We start from the raw sequence: 19,701 nt of genomic DNA on the forward strand, positions 1-19,701 counted from the left end.
ACTGCAGCCCGACCCCGAGGAGGTGCCCGATGGTCTCCGTCCTCGTCGCGTTCGCGATCGTCGCCCTGATCGTCCCCGCCCTGACCCCGCTGATGGGGCGCCGCGTGTTCTACGTCGCCGCCCTCGCCCCCGCCGCCGCCGCGGTGCTGACGATCGCCCAGAGCGACGCCGCACTCCACGGCGGGGTCACGAGCCGGTGGCAGTGGATCCCGGAGCTCGACCTGGCGCTGTCGTTGCGGATGGACGCCCTGTCGTGGGTCCTCGCCCTGGTGGTCTCCGTCGTCGGTGCGCTCGTGCTCGTCTACTGCGCGTCGTACTTCGAGCGGGACGAGCCCGGACTGGGCCGGTTCGCGTCCGTCCTGACCGCCTTCGCCGGGTCGATGTACGGCCTCGTCGTCGCCGACGACGTGATCGTGCTCTTCGTGCTCTGGGAGGCCACGACGGTCTTCTCGTACCTGCTCATCGGGCAGGACGCCGACAAGCGCGCGAGCCGTGCCGCCGCGATGCAGGCCCTCGTCGTCACGACCGCCGGCGGGCTGGCGATGCTCGCCGGACTCGTCGCCCTGTCCGTGACCGCGGGGACCACGAGCCTGTCGGGCATCATCGCGCAGGCACCGGAGCTCGTCGAGCGTCCGGGGCCGCTCGTGCCGGTCGCGGTGGTCCTCGTGCTCCTGGGCGCCCTGACGAAGTCGGCGATCGTCCCCTTCCACTTCTGGCTCCCGGCAGCGATGGCGGCGCCGACCCCGGTCAGCGCGTACCTGCACGCCGCGGCGATGGTGAAGGCCGGCATCTACCTGGTCGCCCGCCTGGCCCCGGCGTTCGCGCTGCTGACCGGCTGGCGCGAGACGATCACCGTGCTCGGTGTGCTCGGCATGCTCATCGGCGGCTACCGCGCGCTGCGCCAGACCGACGTGAAGCTGCTGCTCGCCTACGGGACGGTCGCGCAGCTCGGCTTCCTCGTGCTCGCCGCCGGGTGGGGCGCTCCGGCCGTCGCCCTGGGCGGGATCGCACTGCTCGTCGCGCACGCCACGTTCAAGTCGACGCTGTTCCTGGTCGTCGGAGCCGTCGACCACGCGACCGGCACCCGCGACCTCCGGAAGCTCAGCGGTCTCGGGCGGAAGCTGCCGTGGCTCGTCGTGGTCAGCGTCCTCGCGCTCGCGTCGATGGCGGGCATCCCGCCGACGATCGGCTTCGTCGCGAAGGAGGCCGTCCTGACCGGCTTCGTCGAGGAGCTCCACGGACCGCAGGCGGCCTGGGCGTGGATCGCGCTCGTCGGGGTGACCCTCGGCTCGCTCCTCACCGTCGCGTACTCGCTCCGCTTCCTCTGGGGCACGTTCGCCCGGAAGTCCGGCGTGGCCGACACCGAGCCGCACGGCCTGCACGGACTCGGTGTCGTGCCGTCCGTCCTCGCCGTCGCCGGACTCGCGCTCGGCCTGCTCACGCCCGTCGTCGCGCACGGCGTCGAACCCGCTGCCACCGCCGCGGCCCTGCCCGAGGGCGAGGTCCCACACCTGGCGCTCTGGCACGGCCTGGAGCCCGCGCTCGGCCTCTCCGCGATCACGCTCGTCGGCGGCGTCCTCCTGTTCCTGGCACGACGCCGGGTCGAGGCCCTGCAGCACCGGCTCTCCGGGTCACCGAGCGCGGCCGACACCTACCGGAAGACCATGCGTGGCCTGGACCGCCTGGCGACCGGGCTCACGGCCGGCGTCCAGCGCGGGTCGCTCCCCTACTACCTGACCGTGATCCTGTCGGTGTTCGTCGCCGGCGCCCTGGCGAACCTGGTGCTCGGCGGCCCGTGGGCGTTCCGCGTGCGCTTCGCCGACTCGTGGGGCCAGGTGCCGGTCGTCGCCGTGATGGCCGTCGCCGCGATCGCGGTGCTGACCGCGAAGACCCGGTTCGCCGCCGCGGTGCTCGTCGGCGTCACCGGCTACGGGATGTCCGTGCTCTTCGTCCTGCACGGTGCGGTCGACCTCGCGCTCACCCAGCTCGTGGTCGAGACCGTCACGCTCATCGCGTTCGTGCTGGTGCTCCGCCGACTCCCCCCGCGGATCGCCACGGCCAACCCGTCGCGCTTCCGGATCGTGCGGGCCCTGTTCGCCGGCCTCGCGGGAGTCACCCTGGCCGTCGTCGTGGTCGTCGCGGCCTCGGCACGGAACAGCACCCCGATCTGGCCGGACATCCCGGCGCTCACGAAGTCCTTCGGTCACGGCCTGAACGTCGTGAACGTCGCCCTCGTGGACCTGCGCGGCTGGGACACGCTCGGTGAGCTGACCGTCGTCGTCGCCGCGGCCACGGGTGTCGCGAGCCTGATCTTCCTCGATTCGCGCGAGGACACCCTGCCGCGGCTGCGCGACCTGCCGGCGACCGTGACCAGCGACAAGCACCGCCCGGACGGCGAGCCCCGCGCCTGGCTGCCGACGAGCGCGGCGATCCCGACCGGTCGCTCGGCCCTGCTCGACGTGGTCGTCCGCCTGCTCTTCCACGGCCTCGTCGTGCTCTCGCTCTACCTGCTCTTCGCCGGGCACAACACGGCCGGCGGCGGCTTCGCCGGCGGACTCGTCGCCGGCATCGCGCTGGCCGGTCGGTACCTGGCGGGCGGTCCCGCGGAGCTCGGCGCCGCCGCGCCCGTCCGCGCCGGTCGCCTGCTCGGCCTCGGCGTCGCCACCGCGGCCACGACCGCGATCGTCCCGCTGTTCTTCGGGAAGGAGGCCCTGTACTCCGCGTTCTTCGAGGCGACCGTCCCCGTGCTCGGGCACGTCGAGTTCGTCACCGCGACGTTCTTCGACATCGGGGTCTACCTGGTGGTCGTCGGGCTCGTCCTCGACGTGCTCCGGAGCCTCGGTGCCGAGGTCGACCGGCAACGGCTCGAGGACTCGCGGGCGCGCATCACCGACACCACGGAGGGCGACGTCGACGACAACGCCGCCGCCGCGACCCCGGAGGGGAGTGCCGTATGACCATCACCCTGGTCCTCGTCATCGCGATGGCGGTGCTGTTCTCGTGCGGCGTGTACCTGCTGCTGGAGCGGTCGCTGACCCGGATGCTGCTCGGGTTCCTGCTGCTCGGCAACTCCCTGAACCTGCTGTTGCTCATCATGTCCGGCGCGGCGGGCAAGCCCCCGATCGGCGGCTCGTCCGAGGGCATCACCGACCCGCTCCCCCAGGCGTTCGCCCTGACCGCGATCGTCATCACCTTCGCGGTGAGCGCGTTCCTGCTCGCCCTCATCCACCGCTCGTGGAAGCTGTCCCGCGCCGACGAGGTCGAGGTCGACGAGGCCGACGTCGCGATCGGCAAGGACCGCGACGACGATCCCGCGGACGACGACCCCGAGATCGACACCGACCCCGAAGCGGTCCAGAACGAGGAGGCCTCGCGATGACCTGGCTCGTCCCCCTGCTCGTCCTCGTCCCGCTGCTCGGCGCCGCCATCGCGCTCGGCCTCCTGCGGCACCAGAAGCTCCAGCGGGCCATCACGGTCGCGGTGCTCGCGGTGGCCGTGGTCGTGGCCGCCACGCTCATGGTGCTCGTCGACCAGCACGGCACCATCGTCGTGCAGGTCGGCGGGTGGCAGGCACCGTACGGCATCTCGCTCGTCGTCGACCGGCTGAGCGCCCTGCTCCTCACCGTGAGCGCGAGCGTGCTCCTGCTCGTGCTGCTCTTCTCGATCGGCCAGGGACTCGCGGCCGACGACGAGGACGCCCCCGTCACGATCTACTACCCGACCTACCTGGTGCTGGCCGCCGGAGTGCTCGACGCGTTCCTGGCGGGCGACCTGTTCAACCTCTACGTCGCGTTCGAGATGCTCCTGGTGGCGAGCTACGTGCTCATCACCCTGGGCGGCAGCGAGCAGCGCGTCCGCGCCGGCACGACCTACATCATCACGAGCCTGATCGCCTCGGCGCTGTTCCTCGCATCCATCGGCCTGGTCTACGGCGCGACCGGCACCGTGAACATCGCGCAGATCTCGGAGCGCGTCGCCGGGCTCCCCGAGCACGTGCAGCTCCTGCTCCACACGATGCTGCTCATCGCCTTCGGCATCAAGGCCGCGGTGTTCCCGCTCGCCTTCTGGCTGCCGGACTCGTACCCGACCGCACCGGCCCCGGTCACCGCGGTGTTCGCCGGACTCCTCACGAAGGTCGGCATCTACGCGATCATCCGGCTCGAGACGATCATCTTCCCGAGACCACAGCTCAACACGGTGCTGCTCGTGGTCGCGGTGCTCACGATGATCGTCGGTGTGCTGGGGGCCGTGTCGCAGACCGACGTGAAACGACTGCTGTCCTTCACGCTCATCAGCCACATCGGCTTCATGGTGATGGGCGTCGGGCTCGGTTCCGTCGTCGGCACCGCCGCGGCCGTGTTCTACACGGTGCACCACATCGTCGTGCAGACCACGCTGTTCCTGGTGTCGGGGGTGATGGAACGCGTGGGCGGCACGACCTCGACCCGGTCGCTCGGCGGGCTGCTCAAGGCCGCACCGCTCCTCGCCGCGCTCTACCTGGTCCCGGCGTTCAACCTCGGAGGCATCCCGCCGTTCTCCGGGTTCATCGGCAAGCTCGGCCTGTTCCGCGCCGCGGCCGAGGACGGCTCCCCGATCGCCTGGGTGACGGTCGGTGCCGGCGTGGTGACGAGCCTCCTGACCCTGTACGCGCTGATGCGCGTCTGGGACGCCGCCTTCTGGCGGCCCAAGCCGGCCGCCGAGGCGGCGGCACCGCACGCCAGCACGGCCGAGCCGCACGCGCACCTGCGGTCGCCGGAGCCGGCGCCGCTGACCGTCTCCGAGGAGACGGGCGAGGCGTACCACCCGGGAGGCTCGACCACCGTCACCGACGCGGCGCACGCGAGCAGTGCCTCCGGTCCGGCCACCGGCCAGACCCCCGCGGTCGAGCCGTCGGTGCACACGCCGCTGCCCCGGATGCTCGTCGCCGTCACGACGGTGGCGGTCCTCGGGTCGGTCGCGCTCACCGTCGTCGCCGGTCCGCTCTACGGTTACGCGACCCGCGCAGCGGAGTCACTCGAGTCGCCGGACCGCTACGTGCAGGCCGTCCTGGGCAGCACGGACGGAGGCGCTGATGAGTGACACCCGCCGCATCTCGAACGCCCGACGGATCGCCCTCGCCTGGCGCTACGACGTGCCGCTCGTCGCCGGACTGACCGTGCTCTGGGCGCTGCTGTGGGGATCCTGGAGCGTCCTGACGCTGCTGTGCGGCGTGGTCGTCGCGCTCCTCGTCACGCAGCTGCTCCCGCTGCCGCCCGTCCCCCTGTCGAAGCGGTTCTCGCTGCCGCGCGCACTGTGGTTCCTGGTGGTGTGGGCCGGGCACGTCGTCGTCGCCTCGTTCCGGGTGGCCTGGGCGGCCGTCCGACCGCGCGGCGTCCGGCAGAGCTCGATCGTGCTCGTGCAGCTGCACACCACTTCGGAGATGACCTTCACGCTCGCCACCCTGGCGATCTCCCTCGTGCCCGGGTCGTACGTCGCCGACGTCGACCTCCCCCGCCGTCGCCTGCTCATCCACGTGCTCGACACCGAGCGCCGTGAGCAGGTCGACCAGGAGCGGCGGACCGTCGCACGCATCGAGGAGCTCGTCATCCGCGCCATCGGGTCGAAGCAGGACGTCTCCGAACTCGCCGAGCCGCTGCCGGAGGTGACCCGGTGAGCGCCGCGGTCGTCGTCATGGCCGTCGGGATCGCGCTCGTGCTCGTCCTGCTCGGCGCCACGCTCGCGCTGGCCGTCGGGCGGATCGTCCGCGGACCGACGATCCTCGACCGGATGATCGGCTCCGACATGGTGCTCACCACCGCGCTCGTGGTGATCGCCGCGGCGATGGTGGTCCGGCGCGACCTGACCGCCGTCCCGGTGCTGGTCGTCATCGCGGCGACGAGCGTCTTCGCGACCATCGCCGTCGCACGGATCGTCACGCCCTCGTCGGACCCGTCCGACGAGGGGATCGACGTGACCACGCCGGAGCACGCCGCCGAGGAGGAGTCGAAGTGATCGAGATCCTGCAGTCCTTCGTCGACGGGGCCGGCGTCCGTGCGTGGATCGCCCTCGTGCTGATGCTCCTCGCCGCGGCGCTGTCGTTCGGCGCCGCCGTGGGCATCGTCCGGTTCCGGGACCCCCTCGTCCGGCTGCACGCGATGGCGAAGCCGCAGGTGCTCGGGTTGGCGCTCGCCCTGGCCGCGATCGTCGTGGCGGTGTGGACCTGGACGGCGTTCTGGGTCGTGCTGCCGGTGCTCGTGTTCCAGCTCTTCCTGGTGCCGGTGTCGACCCACATGATCGCGCGTGCCGGGCTGCGGTCGAACGACTACCGGCACGAGGACCTGCTGGTCGACGACACCGAGGACTGACTCACCCGGCGGCGTGGACCGCATCCTCGTCGTCGTCCGAGAGGCCGGCGCCGTGCGGGTGGACCGGCTGGAGCTGCTCCCACGCGAGCGTGTCCGCCAGCGTCTCGGCGAGTGGCCTCCGCGTCAGGCCTGCCGCACGCGCGCGGTCCGCCGGGCGGTCGTTCATGCCCTGGTGGTCGTCGTCGGGGACCCACAGCGGCAGGGACCGCTCCCCCGCCCACGGAGCCACCCCGCGCGCGAGGAGCACCTCGTCCGGCAGCGGCTCGACCGGGACGTCCACGCCCGCTGCGGCCCGTGCTTCCTCGAGGTGCTGCCCCAGCGTGACGACCTCGCCGGGGACGTCGTGGACGCCCGCCCGTCCGCCCTCGGCCGCTCCGACGAGCCAGCCTGCCAGGTCGCGGACGTCGATCACCGAGGTGGGTCGATCCGTGCGCGCCGGGACCACCACCGGACGGCCGGTCACGGCTGCACGGGCGAACCGCCACGGCCAGTAGCCGGAACGTCCGGTGTGGTCGCCCGGTCCGCCGACGAGCCCGGCCCGCGCGACCGAGGCGCGCTCGGGGCCGAAGGCGTCGAGGACCGCACGTTCGCACGCCACCTTCGCAGCGCCGTAGTCGGCGGGGTCGTCCGACGGCTCGAGCACGGCGGCGTGCTCGTCGGCACCGCGCTCGGCCTGGGACGCGTAGACGCTCACGGTCGACACGAGGACGTACCGGTCGGCGACGGGCTCGAGGTCACGGGCTGCGCGACGGACGTGCTCCGGGGTGCGGGAGACGTCGACGACCGCGTCCCATCGCTCGCTGGCGACCCCGGTCAGGGCGTCGTCGTGGTCACGGTCGGCCACGACGAGCCGGGCGCCGGTGGGGACGTCCGAGCCGCGCGCGACGCACGTGACGTCGTGGCCGGTGTCGAGGGCGTGCTGCACGACGGTCCGGCCGAGCCAGGCGGTGCCGCCGAGGACGAGGATGCGCATGCAGTCCAGCCTGCACCGAGCGGCGACCGACGGCGCGCGGCGACCGGGTCAGGCGGTCGCGGCCGCCGGAGCGCCCTCGCGGCGGGCGAGCAGGAGGTCCGCCACGGCGGCGACGACGACCAGCGCGGCAGCGTACGCGGGGAACGCCATCGCGGCACCGGTGCCCGCACGCTCGGCGACCTCGCCGACCACGGCCGACGCGACCGACTGTCCGACGATGACCGCCGAGCCGAGGATCGTCATCGTGGTCGCCGAACGGCCGACGGGCGACCGGTCCGATCCCAGGCTGTACTGCGCGACGAGCGTCGGGCCGATGCCGATGCCCATGACACCGAGCACGAGGACGACCGCCACGACGGAGTCCGCCCGGCTGAAGGCGATCGCGCCGCCCAGCAGCACGACCCCGAACACGAGCCAGCGCCAGGTGACACCGAACCGCTGTGGGAACGCCGCCGATCCGAGTGCGAGTGCGGCGGATCCGATCCCCATCACGCCGTACAGCAGGCCGGCCTGGGACGCCTCGCCCTGCTGTTCCGTGAAGGCCGTCAGCGAGGTCAGCGTCGACCCGAAGAAGAGGCCGATGCCGAGGATCCCGACGACGACCACGAGGAGTCGCGGACGGAGCAGCTGCCGGGCCGGGGCGCGCGTCTCCTGTGCCGGCCCACCGACGACGAGGGCGCCGGTCGGGTGCAGCGCGAAGGCGGTGACGAAGACGAAGGTCAGTACCGATGCACCGGCGACGGCCACCCACGGCGCGATCGTGCTCGCGAGCAGGCCGACCAGGAACGGTCCGACGATGAAGACGGTCTCGTCCGCGGCCGACTCGTACGCCATCGTGCCGCTGAAGACCTTGTCGCGGCGTGCCGGGGACATGCGCTGGCGGATGATCGCCACGAGTCGCGTGCGGGACATCGGGGCGACCTGCGGTGCGGTCGCCCCGATCAGGAACGACATCGCCAGGACCGCGAGGTCGGGCGCGGTGCTCGCGACCACGATCGGCAGGACGCCGAGCAGGACGGCGTTCGCGAGTCCGACGGGGACGAGGACGGCCCGCTGGCCGAAGCGGTCGGCTGCGGCACCGACGAGCGGCCCGAAGATCGCCGAGCCGATCCCGACGAAGGCGGAGTTGATGCCGCCGAGAGCGACGGAGTCACGGGACGCGACGACGAGGGTGAGGACACCGACGACCATCATCGCGAAGGGCAGACGGGCGATGAACGCGATCGGGAAGTACCACCGACCGGCGAGGGAGACGAGGGACGCGTCGGAGCGTCGAGGTTGGAGCATGAGGGGGTGTGCCTTCTGGGGCCCGGCCTGATCCGGCGGCGGGCCCATCGGGTGCCGCCGCTGTCCGTCGGTGGGGCCGACGGCCGGTAGATACACACTGCTTGCTGTTGTGTCCCTCCAGGGTACCAAGCCCGTCCGGACGGCACGCGGGGTCGGGACCTGCCACGGGTCGGCCGGGAGGCGCGTGGCGGGGCCGCCACGCGCCTCCCGGCCGTCGTCAGCCGCGTCGCAGGCCGTCGTCGATGCGTGCCAGCAGGTCAGCCGCGGCGCCGAGGCCGCTGTCGTCGCCACCGAGGGCGGCGCGGAGCCGGCCCGCCCAGTGCGCGTGCAACCGCGCGATGCTGTCGTGGGCGAGGGCGGTGGGGTGCAGCTGCACGGTCCGGGCGTCGCCCGGGTCGGTGCGGCGCTCGACCATGCCCTTCGCGACGAGCGAGCGGAGCGCGACGCTGCAGTTGCTGCGCTGCAGCGCCGTGGCGTCGGCCACGGCACTCGGGGACGCACCCGGGTTCCGGTGCACCCAGCGCATCACGAGCGCCTCGGTGCCGGTCAGCGGGACGATGTCGAGCGCGTGCGGGCCGTGCGGGTCGACCTCGCGACCGATGCGCAGGACGACGTCGGCGAACTCGGCGAGGGCGTCGTCGGAGACCGCTGGTGCCATGTCGTCACTGTACCGTCCAGCGACGATGAGTTATGGTTTCATAACCATGACGACGGACACCGGATCCATCCGCGCCACCACGGCGACGCCCTCCACCCGCCCCACGGGCATCACGACTCCCCTGCTGCTCGTGCTCGGCCTGCTCAGCGCGGTCGCGCCCTTCGCGACCGACCTCTACCTGCCGGCGTTCCCGCGGATGACCACGGAGCTGTCCGCCTCGGCGACGACCGTGCAGCTCACCCTGACGGCGTTCCTGGTCGGTGTGACCGCGGGGCAGCTCGTGTTCGGGCCGCTGTCGGACCGTTTCGGCCGCGTGCCCCCGCTCCTCGCCGGCGCCGCGCTCTGCGTCCTCGCGAGCGCCGCAGCGGTGCTCGCGCCGAACGTGGCGGTGCTCGTCGTCGCCCGGCTGCTGCAGGGACTCGGCGGGGCGGCCGGCATGGTGATCGGCCGCGCCGTGATCTCCGACCTGGCGACCGGCAAGCCCGCCGCCCGCGCCTTCTCGCTCATGATGATCGTCGGCGGGGTCGCGCCCGTGGTGGCACCGCTCCTCGGCGGTCTGCTCACCGGACCGATCGGGTGGCGCGGACTGCTGACGATCGTGCTCGGCCTGTCGGTGCTGATGCTCGTCGCCGTGCTCGCCGTCGTGCGGGAGACGCACCTGCGCTCGCGGCGTGACGCGCTCCGGGCCGAGCGCGTGGCGTCCGGTTCCCCGCTGCGAGCGCTGCGATCGCGCACCTTCGTCGGGTACACGGCGGTCTTCGGCTTCGCGTTCGCGGTGATGATGGCGTACATCTCGGCGTCACCATTCCTGTACCAGGGCATGCTCGGGCTCGACACCGTCGGCTACGGGCTCGCCTTCGGTCTGAACGCACTCGCGCTGATGGGCGTGAGCATCCTGTCGGCGAAGCTCACCGCGACCCGCTCGGTCGAGGGCGTCCTGACGCTCGGCATCGCCCTCGTGGTGGCGTCCACCGTGGCGTTCGCGCTGCTCGTCGTGACCGGGGCACCCGTCCTCTGGCTCGCGGTGCCGCTCTTCACGGCGGTCGGGTCGCTCGGCCTCGTGCTCGGGAACGCGACGGCGCTGGCGCTCAGCGCGGTCCCCGGGGTCGCCGGCAGCGCCTCGGCCGTGCTCGGCGCCCTGCAGTTCGGGCTCGCGGCGCTCGTGTCGCCGCTCGTGAGCATCGGGGGCGAGGACACGGCGGCGCCGCTCGCGGTCGTCATGCTCGCGGCCGCCGTGGTCGCCGTCGTCGCGCTCGTGGCGGCGCGGCGCAGCCGGGCGTAGCAGCGCAGCGTAGCCGGGCGTAGCGGCGCGGGGCCGCGGGGCCGTGCGCCGCTCAGTGGCGGCGCCCGAGCGGTACCGCGGCACCCTCACGCGGGCGGAGGAACGGGATGCGGGGCATCGCCCAGTCGACCCACACGACCCGGGCCGCCGGCGCGACCGCGAGCGCCCAGAGGATCGAGGCCGCCGCGTCCGTCGGGTAGTGCACGGCGTCGATCGAGACCGACAGGAACACGACCACGATCGCCACGACACCGGCGACCCGGGCGACCTGGTGCCACCGCGTCTCGCGGACGACCCACACGAGCGCGATCACGAACGCCGTGATGTAGACCGTGTGCCCGCTCGGGTACCCGGGGTCGGGCTGGACGGGGAACGGGTGCGGCAGCAGTGCCACGTCGGGCCGGGCGCGGTGGACGATCTCCTTGACGACGGCGGACGGCAGCCACGTGATCGCGATCGTCATGCCGAAGCCCAGGGCCGGACGGAGGTCCCGTGCCCGCCACCAGATGACACCAGCGACGACGAACGTGATCGCGATCGCCGGCACCGGGCTGATGACGTGGTAGACCGCCGTCGTGAACGTACCGAGCGCGCCGGTGTGCAGCGTGTTGAACGCCTTCGCGAGCCCCGCGTCCACCGAACCGAGGAAGAACCCGATCACCGTCAGCACGACCACGGCCCCGATGCCGATCGTGACGGTCGCCAGCGGGTGGGGGTTCGGCTCGAGGATGCCGACGACGTCGGCCCTCCTGCGGCGGCGCTCGGGCTCGGTGCTCATCCGCCCATCGTCCCAGGGAGAGCCGCTCGTGCCCGGCACGCGCGGCCCGCGCAGATCAGAGACCGCTCAGCCTGACGCTCGTGGCCCGGCGGAGGACGTCCCCGGCTCAGTCCTCGACGTCGAACACGACGACGCGGCTGCTGCCGGCGCCGATGTGGTCGGCGACCGGACGGTGCTCCGGGTGCGGCAGGTACCCGGCGAGCGCCTCGCGGTCACGGAAGCGCACGGTGAGCATCCAGTCGAACCCGCCCTCGAGGCCCTCGGTGCTGATGCTCGGCCCGGAGTGCACCGACTCCACCCCGTCGATGCGGGGCAGGTGGTCACGGCAGAGCGCATCCGCCTGGACGGCGTGCTCGCCGACCCCGTCCCGCGCTGCGTCCCACTGCACCAGCACCACGTGCGTCACACCAGCCATGCCCTGCTCCCGTCGTCACGGCCCACACTGCCACCCGAGCACTGGGACACCACCCCGCCTGTGTCCGCACGCAACCACGCGACCTACCGTCGGCCGGGTACGAGACGGCACGACGAGAGGAACACCATGGCAAGCGGAGTGGCAGCGGTCTGGGTACCGGTCAGTGACATGCAGCGCGCGGTCGCGTTCTACCGTGACGCGCTCGGCCTGACGGTCGCGAGCGAGGACGACGACTGGAGCGAGATCGACGCGCACGGCCTGCGCATCGGCCTGAACGGTCGGGAGTCGGCGGGCCCGTCGAGCGGCGGCGGCGCGGTCGTCTCGTTCCAGCCGGACGGCAGCATCGAGGATGAGGTCGCCGACCTGCGGTCGAAGGGCGTCGAGTTCGCGGGTGACGTCAGCGAGCACCCGTGGGGCAAGATCGTGCCCTTCAAGGACAGCGAGGGCAACGACCTGCAGCTGTACTCGCCGCCGCAGGGCTGACGCGACGACCCGCAGACGGGAGGCGCGGTGCCAGCTGGCACCGCGCCTCCCGTCCTCATACAGCGCCGTCTAGAACGCGGGCGTCCCGCCGGCGATCGTGATGGTCGAGCCGGACTGGTAGCTCGACTCCGGGCTGACGAGGTGCACGTACGCGGCTCCGAGCTCGGCCGGCTGGCCGGGGCGGCCGAACGGCGACTGCTCGCCGAAGTGCGACACCGTCTCGGCGTCGTCGGACCCGGGCTGCAGCGGCGTCCACACCGGACCCGGCGCGACCGAGTTGACACGGATGCCCTTCGGGGCGAGCTGCTGCGCGACGGCCTCGGTGAAGGTCTTGACCGCGCTCTTCGAGATCGCGTAGTCGATCTTGTCGGGCGACGGGGTCGCTGCCTGGATCGATCCGGTCGTGACGATCGTCGAGCCGGGCTCGAGGTGCGGCACTGCGGCCTGCGTCAGCCAGAACAGCGAGTAGATGTTCGTCTTGAACGTCGAGTCGAAGTGCTCGGTGGTCAGCGACAGGATGTCGTCGTTGCTGTCCATGCGACCGGCGACCATGACGAGGGTGTCGAGCCCGCCGAGCTCGTCGACCGCCTTCTGCACGAGGTCCTTGCAGTACTGCTCGTCGGAGATGTCCCCGGGGACGAGGACGGCCTTGCGGCCCTCGGACTCCAGGAGGTCGCGGACCTGCTCGGCGTCCTCCTGCTCGTCGGGCAGGTAGGAGAGGACGAGGTCGGCACCCTCACGGGACATCGCGATGGCGGCGGCACGGCCGATGCCGGAGTCGGCACCGGTCACGATGCCGCGGAAGCCGGTGAGCCGTTCCTTGCCGACGTAGCTCTGCTCGCCGTGGTCGGGCTCCGGGTCCATCTTCCACGCGGCACCCGGCAGCGACTGCTCCTGCTTCGGGAACGGCGGCTTCGGGTAGAGGGAGTTCGGGTCGCGCTTCTCGTACTGGCTCATGGGGCCATGGTGCTCGCGAGCTGCTCCGTGCCGGTCCAGTCGGCCACCTGTCACCCGGGCACCCAGGTCGCGCCCGGGCGACGGGCGTTGCCTGCTCGCGGTCACCCGATCAGCAACTGGAGGCAGCGAATGGCCAAGACCTGGTTCATCACCGGAGCATCGAAGGGCTTCGGCCGCGAGTGGGCGGAGGCCGCCCTGGAGCGCGGGGACTCCGTCGCGGGCACTGCCCGGGACACCGACGACGTGCAGGTACTCGTCGAGCAGTACCCGGACACCTTCCTGGCGATCCGGCTCGACGTCACCGACAAGGCCGCCGACACCGCTGCGGTGCAGCAGGCCGCGGAGCACTTCGGACGGCTCGACGTCGTCGTGAACAACGCGGGCTTCGGCCACTTCGGCATGGTCGAGGAGCTCACCGAGGACGAGGTCCGCGCGCAGCTCGAGACGAACTTCTTCGGCGCGCTCTGGGTCACGCAGGCGGCGCTGCCGATCATGCGCGAGCAGGGCTCGGGCCACATCGTGCAGGTCTCGAGCATCGGCGGCATCAGCGCGTTCCCGACGGTCGGCGCGTACCACGCGTCGAAGTGGGCGCTCGAGGGCCTGTCCCAGTCCCTGTCGCAGGAGGTCGCGGGGTTCGGCATCTCCGTCACCCTCGTCGAGCCGGGCGGCTTCTCGACCGACTGGTCCGGTCCGTCCTCGAAGCACAGCGAGGAGCTCGACGCCTACGCGGACGTCCGCGAGGCCGCCTCGAAGCGTCCGTCCGCATCGGACCCGGGCAAGCCCGAGGCGACCCGCTCGGCGATCCTCAAGGTCGTCGACGCCGAGCAGCCGCCGCTGCGGGTCTTCTTCGGCAAGGCGCCGCTCGGCATCGCCGAGCAGGACTACGAGTCGCGGCTCGCGACGTGGCGCGAGTGGCAGCCGGTCGCCGAGGAGGCGCACGGCGCCTGAGCGCCCACGTCGCCGACGTCGCCGACGTCACCACGTGTCGGACGGGAGGTTCCCCACCAGCTGGTGGGGAGCCTCCCGTCCGTCGGTGGGTCGCGTCGGTCAGACGCCCGCCGTCGACCGGATCCACGAGGACGACTGCGACAGCAGTGCGTAGTTCGACCCGGCCGTCGTGTCCGCACCGGGGTCGGCGCTGTCGCCGGTGGAGCACACCGCGACGACCTTGCCGTTGACCAGGAGCGGGCCGCCGGAGTCGCCGTGGTTCGATGCGCCGGTGACGCCGGTGACGTGCTGCGCCTTGCCGCTGTAGGCGTCGCGCGTCGCACCCGTGAGCGACACGGTCGCCTGGTACAGCGCGTCCGACTGCTGCGCGTTCGCCCGCAGGCCGTAGCCCTGGATCACGCCGGTCCCGCTCGACTTCGCCGCGGCGGTCAGGTCGAGGGGGGCGTAGGTCGACAGCGCGTAGGTGCTGCGCAGGTGCACGAGCGCGATGTCCCCGGCCGGCGCGGCGCTGACGCGGTCGATCGCGACGGCGGTGCCGCGGTTCGTGGTGGAGTTCGAGTGGTAGACGTTCATCGCGCCGATGCCGTCGATGCAGTGGCGGGCGGTGACGATCCACGAGGCGTTGATCTGCTCGCCGGTGCAGTTGCTGACGTACCCGGACGGGATGGTGCCGCCGGACGCCTCGAGCTGGACGGCCCAGGTGGTGGTGGGTGCCTTCTCGCCGCCGACGACCTCGGTGCCCGCGGGCAGCGCGGAGGCGGGGGTGGCGGCGAACACGCCGCCGGCGACGACGGCCACGGCGGCGAACGCCGCTGCGAGGGTGTGCTTCACGGGGACTCCTCTGTTCCTGGCTCCTGCACCGTTGCAGGATGCAACTGCGGTCATCCTGACCCTCGTCCGGGGGCCGCGCCAGTCCGCACTTCCACCGACACGGGTTCGGGCGCTGAGGGTCAGCGTGCAGGGGCGTCCTCGAACAGGCGCGCTCGGACCCGGGCAGCCGCGCCGAGGGCGACCGCGTCCGCACCGAGGGCCGAGTGCGCGAACCGGACCGCGGCACCGCTGACCGGGGGCTCCGCCGTGATCGCCGCTGCCACAGCGGGTCCGAGGAGGTCCCAGGACCGTGCGATGCCGCCACCGACGACCACCGTGGTCACGTCGAGGATCCCGGCCGCGAGCAGCGCCGCGCGGGCGACGCCCCACCCCGCGGTCCGGAACACCTCGACCGCGTCAGCGTCTCCGGAGCGTGCGGCATCGGCCACGTCGCGCGCCGACACCCGACGGCCGGAGCGTTCGGCGTACCGGTCGGCGATGCCGCGTGCGCCGGCCACCGTCTCCAGGTGCCCGGACTGCCCGCAGGTGCACGGTGCGTCGCCGAAACCGGGGACGTGGCCGATCTCCCCGGCGGCACCACGAGGCCCTGCGAAGAGTTCCCCGCCGAGCACGAGGGCGCCGCCGACACCGGTGCCCAGGGTCATGCCCAGCACGTCGGTCTCCCCCTCGACCGCACCGGTGGCGACCTCGCCGAGCAGGAAGGCGTTCACGTCGTTGTCGAGCGTGGCGGGCACCCCCACGGCCGCGGTGATCGCTTCGGTGACCCGGTAGCCAGCCCACCCGGTGAACGAGTTCGCGGTGACCAGGACCGTCCCGCTCCCTGCGTCGACGACACCGGCGGCCCCGACGCCGACACCGACGAGCTCGGCGTCGTGCCGGTCGAGCAGTCCCGCCACGGCGTCGAGGGCCGAACCGACGATCGCCGCGCCGCCTTCGTGCGCGGGCGTCGGGAGGTCGACGCGGTCGACGACGACGAGGTCGGCGTCGGTGAGGACGACCTTGGTGTTCGTGCCCCCGACGTCGATCCCTGCGATCACCGCGCTCACGCGTCGACCGCCGACAGGGTCGCCGACCGTTCCGTCCGCCGACGGCGCTGCACGACCGGGTCCGGCACCGGGACCGCCGCGAGGAGCCGCCTGGTGTAGTCGGTCTGCGGGTGCACGAGGGTCTCCCCCGTCGTCCCCTGCTCCACGACCACCCCCTGCCGCATCACGACGACGCGCTGCGCGAAGTGCTGCACCACGGCCAGGTCGTGGGAGACGAACAGGCAGGCGAAGCCGAGGTCGCGCTGGAGGTCGGTGAGGACCTCGAGCACCGCCTCCTGCACGCTGACGTCGAGGGCGCTGGTCGGCTCGTCGGCGACCAGCAGCCGGGGTTCGAGCACGAGTGCCCGGGCGAGCGAGACCCGCTGGCGCTGCCCGCCGGAGAGCTCGCGGGGAGCCCGACCGGCCAGGGCGCGCGGCAGGCGGACGGCGTCGAGCACCTCGTCCACGCGACGACGACGCTCAGCGGCCGACGTTCCGCGTCGGTGCACGGCCAGGGGTTCGGCGATGCACTCGCCGACCGACATCCGGGCGTCGAGCGACGCCACCGGGTCCTGCAGGACCACGCCGATGCCCGCCCGGAGTCGTCGCCGCGATCCCCCGCGGACGCGCCGGAGGTCCTCGTCGAACAGCCGCACGCTCCCACCGGTGGGCCGGACCAGGCCGAGCGCGACCCGGGCGGCGGTGGACTTGCCCGATCCGGACTCGCCCACGAGCCCGACCGTCTCGCCGGCGTGCACCGCGACGTCGATGCCGCGCAGGGCGGGGACGGCCCGCGCGCCGCGGCCGAAGACGACGGAGACGTCCCGCAGGTCGACCACCGGCGCCCGATCCTCCGTCGCCGCGCCGACGGCCGCCGACCGCGTGTTGACCGGAGGGAGCGGCGTGTCCGCGACCCGGAGCCGTGGGACCGCCGCGAGGAGGCGCTTCGTGTAGTCGTGCCTGGGGCGGAGCAGGACGTCCTCGACACCCCCGGTCTCGACCACCTCACCCTGCAGCATCACGGCCACGCGGTCGGCGAAGTCCGCGACGACACCCATGTTGTGCGTGACGAGCAGGACACCGGTCCCCGAGTCGGCCGCCAGTCGGCGCAGCAGCTCGAGGATCTCTGCCTGCACGGTGACGTCGAGCGCGGTCGTCGGCTCGTCGGCGATGAGGAGCGCCGGCTCGTTGGCGATCGCCATCGCGATGACGACGCGCTGGCGCTGTCCGCCGGAGAGCTGGAACGGGAAGGCCTTCGCGCGGGTCTCGGGCGAAGGGATGCCGACGCGGTCGAGCAGGTCGACGGCGGCCTCGGCGGCCTCGGCGGCGGAGACCGACCGGTGGTTCCGGATGACCTCGGCGATCTGCGCGCCGACGCGCGTGAGCGGGTCGAGGGCGGTCGCCGGTTCCTGGAACACCATCGACACGGTGTTGCCCCGCAGCCCGCGCAGGGACGACTCCGTCGCCCCGACGACCTCGTGGCCGTCGACGACCGCGCTCCCCCGGGCCGTCGCGTTGCCGGAGAGCAGCCCCATCGCGGCGAGCGCCACGGTCGACTTGCCCGACCCGGACTCACCGACGAGGGCGAGGGTCTCCCCCGGGTCGACGTGCAGGGAGACGCCGCGGACCGCGTCGACGGGACCGGTCTCCGTGGTGAACACGACCCCGAGGTCGGTGGTGGTCAGGACGGACATCTAGCGGCCCCTCACGTCGAAGGCATCACGGAGCCCGTCACCCACGGCGTTGAACGCGCAGACGACGAGGATCACGGCGAGTCCCGGTGGCACGATCAACCACCAGCGGCCCGAGTACGCGGCGGTGAGTCCCGCCGAGAGCATGCCGCCCCAGTCGGTCGCGGGCGGCTGCACCCCGAGGCCGAGGTACGACACGTAGGCCACGAGCAGGATCGCATCGGCGACCTGGAACGTCGCAGCGACCACGATCGTCGAGACCGAGTTCGGCAGCAGGTGCTTCCCGATCGCGCGAGCGTGGGACCCGCCGATCGCACGGAGGGTCAGGAGGTAGTCGCGGTTCTTCAGCGTCAGCGTCTCCGCACGGATCAGCCGCGAGGGCACGAGCCACGACACGAGCCCGAGGATCACGATGAGCCCGGCGACCCCCGGGGTGGTGATCGCCGAGATGACGAGCAGGATGAACAGGGCGGGGATCGCGATGCCCGCGTCGACGACGCGCATCATCACGGCGTCGACCCAACCACCGAGGTAGCCGGCGACCGAGCCCCACAGGGTGCCGACGACGGTCGCCAGGACACCGGCCGCGATGCCGACCATCAGCGACACCTTGCCGCCGTACATCAGCCGACCGAGGACGTCGTGCCCGACGGCGTCGGTGCCGAGGAGGTGCGCGGCACTCGGGCCGAGGTTCGCCTCGGACAGTTGCGTGTGCACCTGGTCGGTCGGGTACACGAACGGCCCGACGAAGCAGAACAGCACGATGACGACGATCACGGCGAGGCCGATGACCGCCAGGGTGTTGTGCCGGAAGCGACGGACGGCGAGACGCCAGCCCGTCGCGGCGACGGTCGCGGGGGCGCCGGGGGCCTCCGGCGCGATCTGGACGGCGGTCATGCGCGGCTCGCCTTCACTCGCGGGTCGATGAGGGACTGCGCGACGTCGGCGAGCAGGGTGCCCACGACGGTCGCGATGGAGATGACGAGCACGCAGCCGAGCAACGTCGGGTAGTCCGAGGACTGGGCCGCGTTCCAGAACAGCAGGCCCATGCCCGGGTAGTTGAAGAGTTGCTCCGTGACGAGTGCGCCGCCGAAGAGCACCGGCAGGTAGTAGCCGAGCATCGCCACCACCGGGGTGAGCGAGTTCCGGAACACGTGCCGCCGGAGGATCGCCGCGGTCGACGCTCCCCCGGCCCGCGCGGTGCGCACGTAGTCCTCCTGCAGGTTCTCGAGCGTCGCCGCCCGCATGTACCGACTGAACACGGCGATCATCGCGAGGGCTCCGGTCAGGACGGGCAGGACGAGGCCCGCCGGGTCCTGGAACACCTCGGCCAGGGTGGTGCCGCTCGGTGCCTGCGACGGCAGCCACGGCAGCTGCTGGCTGAACACGATGATGAGGACGAGCCCCAGGAAGAACGCCGGCGTCGAGTAGAAGACGAACGCCAGCGCGGTCGCCGCGTAGTCGACCGCGCCGTTGCGGCGAGCGGCCTGCAGCATCCCGATCGGGATCGCGACGAGGAGTCCGAGCACGGCGGACAGTCCGGTGAGCACGAGCGTCTTCGGCAGGCGCTCGACGATGAGCTGCCCGACGGGCTCGTTGAGCGTGTAGGAGATGCCGAGGTCCCCGGAGAGCAGCCGCCCGAGGAACCGGACGTACTGCACCGGCAGCGGCTGGTCGAGCCCCTGCGCCTGGTTGAAGGTGGCGATCTGCGCGGGTGTCGCGGAGACACCGAGCACACCGCGGGCGGGACCGCCCGGCAGGGCGTGCAGGAGGCAGAACACGACGACGGTGACGATGAGGATCACGGCGAGCGCCTGCAGGACGCGCCTGGTGAGGTAGAGAGCTGTGGTCATGCGGCTTCCCTCGTTCGGGTGGTTGCTGAGCCGGTCTGGAGGCGGGGGGGGGGGGGGGGGGGCCCCCCCCCCCCCCCCCCCCGGGGGGGGGGGCCCCCCGCCCGCCCCCCCCCCCCCCCGGGGGCCCCCCCCCGGGGGCCCGCCCCCCCCACGGGCGCCCCGGCGCCGGTGCGGGG

The 19,701-nt window shown here is 72.7% G+C and carries 20 protein-coding genes; 9 read left to right on the forward strand and 11 right to left on the reverse strand.

Translation table 11 applies throughout. The features are described 5' to 3' along the window. Window positions 1-29 precede the first annotated feature (29 nt). From ACIQFY_RS15800 to ACIQFY_RS15825, 6 genes are read left to right on the forward strand one after another with little or no spacing between them, the layout of a single operon-like run. Entirely contained in the window at window positions 30-2,957 is a 2,928-nt protein-coding gene (locus ACIQFY_RS15800) for a Na+/H+ antiporter subunit A (RefSeq protein ID WP_400340883.1), read from the forward strand. Further along, window positions 2,954-3,379, forward strand: a complete 426-nt coding sequence (locus ACIQFY_RS15805; protein WP_209684376.1) for a Na(+)/H(+) antiporter subunit C — start codon at window positions 2,954-2,956, stop codon at window positions 3,377-3,379. Before ACIQFY_RS15800 ends, ACIQFY_RS15805 begins: the two co-directional genes overlap by 4 nt. After that, window positions 3,376-5,079, forward strand: a complete 1,704-nt coding sequence (locus ACIQFY_RS15810) for a Na+/H+ antiporter subunit D (RefSeq protein ID WP_326497214.1) — start codon at window positions 3,376-3,378, stop codon at window positions 5,077-5,079. Before ACIQFY_RS15805 ends, ACIQFY_RS15810 begins: the two co-directional genes overlap by 4 nt. Then, window positions 5,072-5,653 carry a Na+/H+ antiporter subunit E gene (locus ACIQFY_RS15815; protein ID WP_066651579.1) on the forward strand — a complete coding sequence of 194 codons (582 nt, stop codon included), beginning with the start codon at window positions 5,072-5,074 and terminating at the stop codon, window positions 5,651-5,653. The genes ACIQFY_RS15810 and ACIQFY_RS15815 overlap by 8 nt, the downstream gene beginning before the upstream one ends. Continuing rightward, entirely contained in the window at window positions 5,650-5,991 is a 342-nt protein-coding gene (locus ACIQFY_RS15820) for a hypothetical protein (protein WP_066651577.1), read from the forward strand. Before ACIQFY_RS15815 ends, ACIQFY_RS15820 begins: the two co-directional genes overlap by 4 nt. Next, window positions 5,988-6,344, forward strand: a complete 357-nt coding sequence (locus ACIQFY_RS15825) for a monovalent cation/H(+) antiporter subunit G (protein WP_326497213.1) — start codon at window positions 5,988-5,990, stop codon at window positions 6,342-6,344. Before ACIQFY_RS15820 ends, ACIQFY_RS15825 begins: the two co-directional genes overlap by 4 nt. 1 nt (window position 6,345) lies before the next feature. On the opposite strand, the gene ACIQFY_RS15830 is transcribed toward ACIQFY_RS15825, so the two are convergent. The 3 genes from ACIQFY_RS15830 to ACIQFY_RS15840 all read right to left on the reverse strand — a co-directional run bounded on the left by ACIQFY_RS15830 (window position 6,346) and on the right by ACIQFY_RS15840 (window position 9,262). Next, window positions 6,346-7,317: an NAD-dependent epimerase/dehydratase family protein gene (locus tag ACIQFY_RS15830; RefSeq protein ID WP_400340886.1), complete on the reverse strand. Its 972-nt coding sequence runs from the start codon at window positions 7,315-7,317 to the stop codon at window positions 6,346-6,348. A gap of 48 nt (window positions 7,318-7,365) precedes the next feature. After that, entirely contained in the window at window positions 7,366-8,604 is a 1,239-nt protein-coding gene (locus ACIQFY_RS15835; protein ID WP_326497211.1) for an MFS transporter, read from the reverse strand. Window positions 8,605-8,821: 217 nt separating this feature from the next. Further along, complete coding sequence (locus ACIQFY_RS15840) at window positions 8,822-9,262, reverse strand: MarR family winged helix-turn-helix transcriptional regulator (protein WP_066651571.1); 441 nt, start codon at window positions 9,260-9,262, stop codon at window positions 8,822-8,824. Window positions 9,263-9,308: 46 nt separating this feature from the next. On the opposite strand from ACIQFY_RS15840, the gene ACIQFY_RS15845 reads away from it, so the two are divergent. Continuing rightward, window positions 9,309-10,544: a multidrug effflux MFS transporter gene (locus ACIQFY_RS15845; protein WP_400340888.1), complete on the forward strand. Its 1,236-nt coding sequence runs from the start codon at window positions 9,309-9,311 to the stop codon at window positions 10,542-10,544. A gap of 52 nt (window positions 10,545-10,596) precedes the next feature. Here ACIQFY_RS15845 and ACIQFY_RS15850 read toward each other — a convergent pair whose 3' ends face one another. Further along, entirely contained in the window at window positions 10,597-11,322 is a 726-nt protein-coding gene (locus tag ACIQFY_RS15850) for a phosphatase PAP2 family protein (protein WP_326497209.1), read from the reverse strand. A 106-nt stretch (window positions 11,323-11,428) separates the two neighbouring features. Next, window positions 11,429-11,737, reverse strand: a complete 309-nt coding sequence (locus ACIQFY_RS15855) for a Dabb family protein (protein WP_081984546.1) — start codon at window positions 11,735-11,737, stop codon at window positions 11,429-11,431. 126 nt (window positions 11,738-11,863) lie between these two features. On the opposite strand from ACIQFY_RS15855, the gene ACIQFY_RS15860 reads away from it, so the two are divergent. Then, entirely contained in the window at window positions 11,864-12,220 is a 357-nt protein-coding gene (locus ACIQFY_RS15860) for a VOC family protein (RefSeq protein WP_326497208.1), read from the forward strand. Between the two features lie 69 nt (window positions 12,221-12,289). Here ACIQFY_RS15860 and ACIQFY_RS15865 read toward each other — a convergent pair whose 3' ends face one another. After that, window positions 12,290-13,177, reverse strand: coding sequence for an SDR family oxidoreductase (locus ACIQFY_RS15865; RefSeq protein ID WP_066651561.1), 888 nt, complete (start codon window positions 13,175-13,177; stop codon window positions 12,290-12,292). Between the two features lie 129 nt (window positions 13,178-13,306). On the opposite strand from ACIQFY_RS15865, the gene ACIQFY_RS15870 reads away from it, so the two are divergent. Then, window positions 13,307-14,125, forward strand: coding sequence for an SDR family oxidoreductase (locus tag ACIQFY_RS15870; RefSeq protein ID WP_400340891.1), 819 nt, complete (start codon window positions 13,307-13,309; stop codon window positions 14,123-14,125). Window positions 14,126-14,224: 99 nt separating this feature from the next. Here the strand turns inward: ACIQFY_RS15870 and ACIQFY_RS15875 are convergent, their stop codons facing one another. From ACIQFY_RS15875 to ACIQFY_RS15895, 5 genes are all read right to left on the reverse strand, one after another. Further along, the gene (locus ACIQFY_RS15875; protein WP_251154252.1) at window positions 14,225-14,956 is read right to left on the reverse strand and encodes a trypsin-like serine protease; all 732 of its coding nucleotides are present in this window, start codon (window positions 14,954-14,956) and stop codon (window positions 14,225-14,227) included. 119 nt (window positions 14,957-15,075) lie between these two features. Next, window positions 15,076-16,002, reverse strand: a complete 927-nt coding sequence (locus ACIQFY_RS15880; RefSeq protein WP_209684398.1) for an ROK family protein — start codon at window positions 16,000-16,002, stop codon at window positions 15,076-15,078. Beyond that, entirely contained in the window at window positions 15,999-17,675 is a 1,677-nt protein-coding gene (locus ACIQFY_RS15885; RefSeq protein WP_209684400.1) for an ABC transporter ATP-binding protein, read from the reverse strand. The genes ACIQFY_RS15880 and ACIQFY_RS15885 overlap by 4 nt, the downstream gene beginning before the upstream one ends. Beyond that, a complete protein-coding gene (locus ACIQFY_RS15890) occupies window positions 17,676-18,569 on the reverse strand; it encodes an ABC transporter permease (RefSeq protein ID WP_209684402.1) in 894 nt (297 codons plus the stop codon). After that, window positions 18,566-19,525 carry an ABC transporter permease gene (locus tag ACIQFY_RS15895; protein ID WP_209684403.1) on the reverse strand — a complete coding sequence of 320 codons (960 nt, stop codon included), beginning with the start codon at window positions 19,523-19,525 and terminating at the stop codon, window positions 18,566-18,568. The genes ACIQFY_RS15890 and ACIQFY_RS15895 overlap by 4 nt, the downstream gene beginning before the upstream one ends. Window positions 19,526-19,701 lie beyond the last annotated feature (176 nt).

Source organism: Curtobacterium sp. NPDC092190 (assembly GCF_044755625.1).
In the GTDB taxonomy this organism is placed as follows: domain Bacteria; phylum Actinomycetota; class Actinomycetes; order Actinomycetales; family Microbacteriaceae; genus Curtobacterium.

Coding starts and splice junctions, on each gene's coding strand:
- ACIQFY_RS15800 (WP_400340883.1), top strand. CDS start 30: ATGGTCTCCGTCCTCGTCGCGTTCGCGATCGTCGCCCTGATCGTCCCC.
- ACIQFY_RS15805 (WP_209684376.1), top strand. CDS start 2,954: ATGACCATCACCCTGGTCCTCGTCATCGCGATGGCGGTGCTGTTCTCG.
- ACIQFY_RS15810 (WP_326497214.1), top strand. CDS start 3,376: ATGACCTGGCTCGTCCCCCTGCTCGTCCTCGTCCCGCTGCTCGGCGCC.
- ACIQFY_RS15815 (WP_066651579.1), top strand. CDS start 5,072: ATGAGTGACACCCGCCGCATCTCGAACGCCCGACGGATCGCCCTCGCC.
- ACIQFY_RS15830 (WP_400340886.1), bottom strand. CDS start 7,317: ATGCGCATCCTCGTCCTCGGCGGCACCGCCTGGCTCGGCCGGACCGTC.
- ACIQFY_RS15835 (WP_326497211.1), bottom strand. CDS start 8,604: ATGCTCCAACCTCGACGCTCCGACGCGTCCCTCGTCTCCCTCGCCGGT.
- ACIQFY_RS15840 (WP_066651571.1), bottom strand. CDS start 9,262: ATGGCACCAGCGGTCTCCGACGACGCCCTCGCCGAGTTCGCCGACGTC.
- ACIQFY_RS15845 (WP_400340888.1), top strand. CDS start 9,309: ATGACGACGGACACCGGATCCATCCGCGCCACCACGGCGACGCCCTCC.
- ACIQFY_RS15850 (WP_326497209.1), bottom strand. CDS start 11,322: ATGAGCACCGAGCCCGAGCGCCGCCGCAGGAGGGCCGACGTCGTCGGC.
- ACIQFY_RS15855 (WP_081984546.1), bottom strand. CDS start 11,737: ATGGCTGGTGTGACGCACGTGGTGCTGGTGCAGTGGGACGCAGCGCGG.
- ACIQFY_RS15860 (WP_326497208.1), top strand. CDS start 11,864: ATGGCAAGCGGAGTGGCAGCGGTCTGGGTACCGGTCAGTGACATGCAG.
- ACIQFY_RS15865 (WP_066651561.1), bottom strand. CDS start 13,177: ATGAGCCAGTACGAGAAGCGCGACCCGAACTCCCTCTACCCGAAGCCG.
- ACIQFY_RS15870 (WP_400340891.1), top strand. CDS start 13,307: ATGGCCAAGACCTGGTTCATCACCGGAGCATCGAAGGGCTTCGGCCGC.
- ACIQFY_RS15885 (WP_209684400.1), bottom strand. CDS start 17,675: ATGTCCGTCCTGACCACCACCGACCTCGGGGTCGTGTTCACCACGGAG.
- ACIQFY_RS15890 (WP_209684402.1), bottom strand. CDS start 18,569: ATGACCGCCGTCCAGATCGCGCCGGAGGCCCCCGGCGCCCCCGCGACC.
- ACIQFY_RS15895 (WP_209684403.1), bottom strand. CDS start 19,525: ATGACCACAGCTCTCTACCTCACCAGGCGCGTCCTGCAGGCGCTCGCC.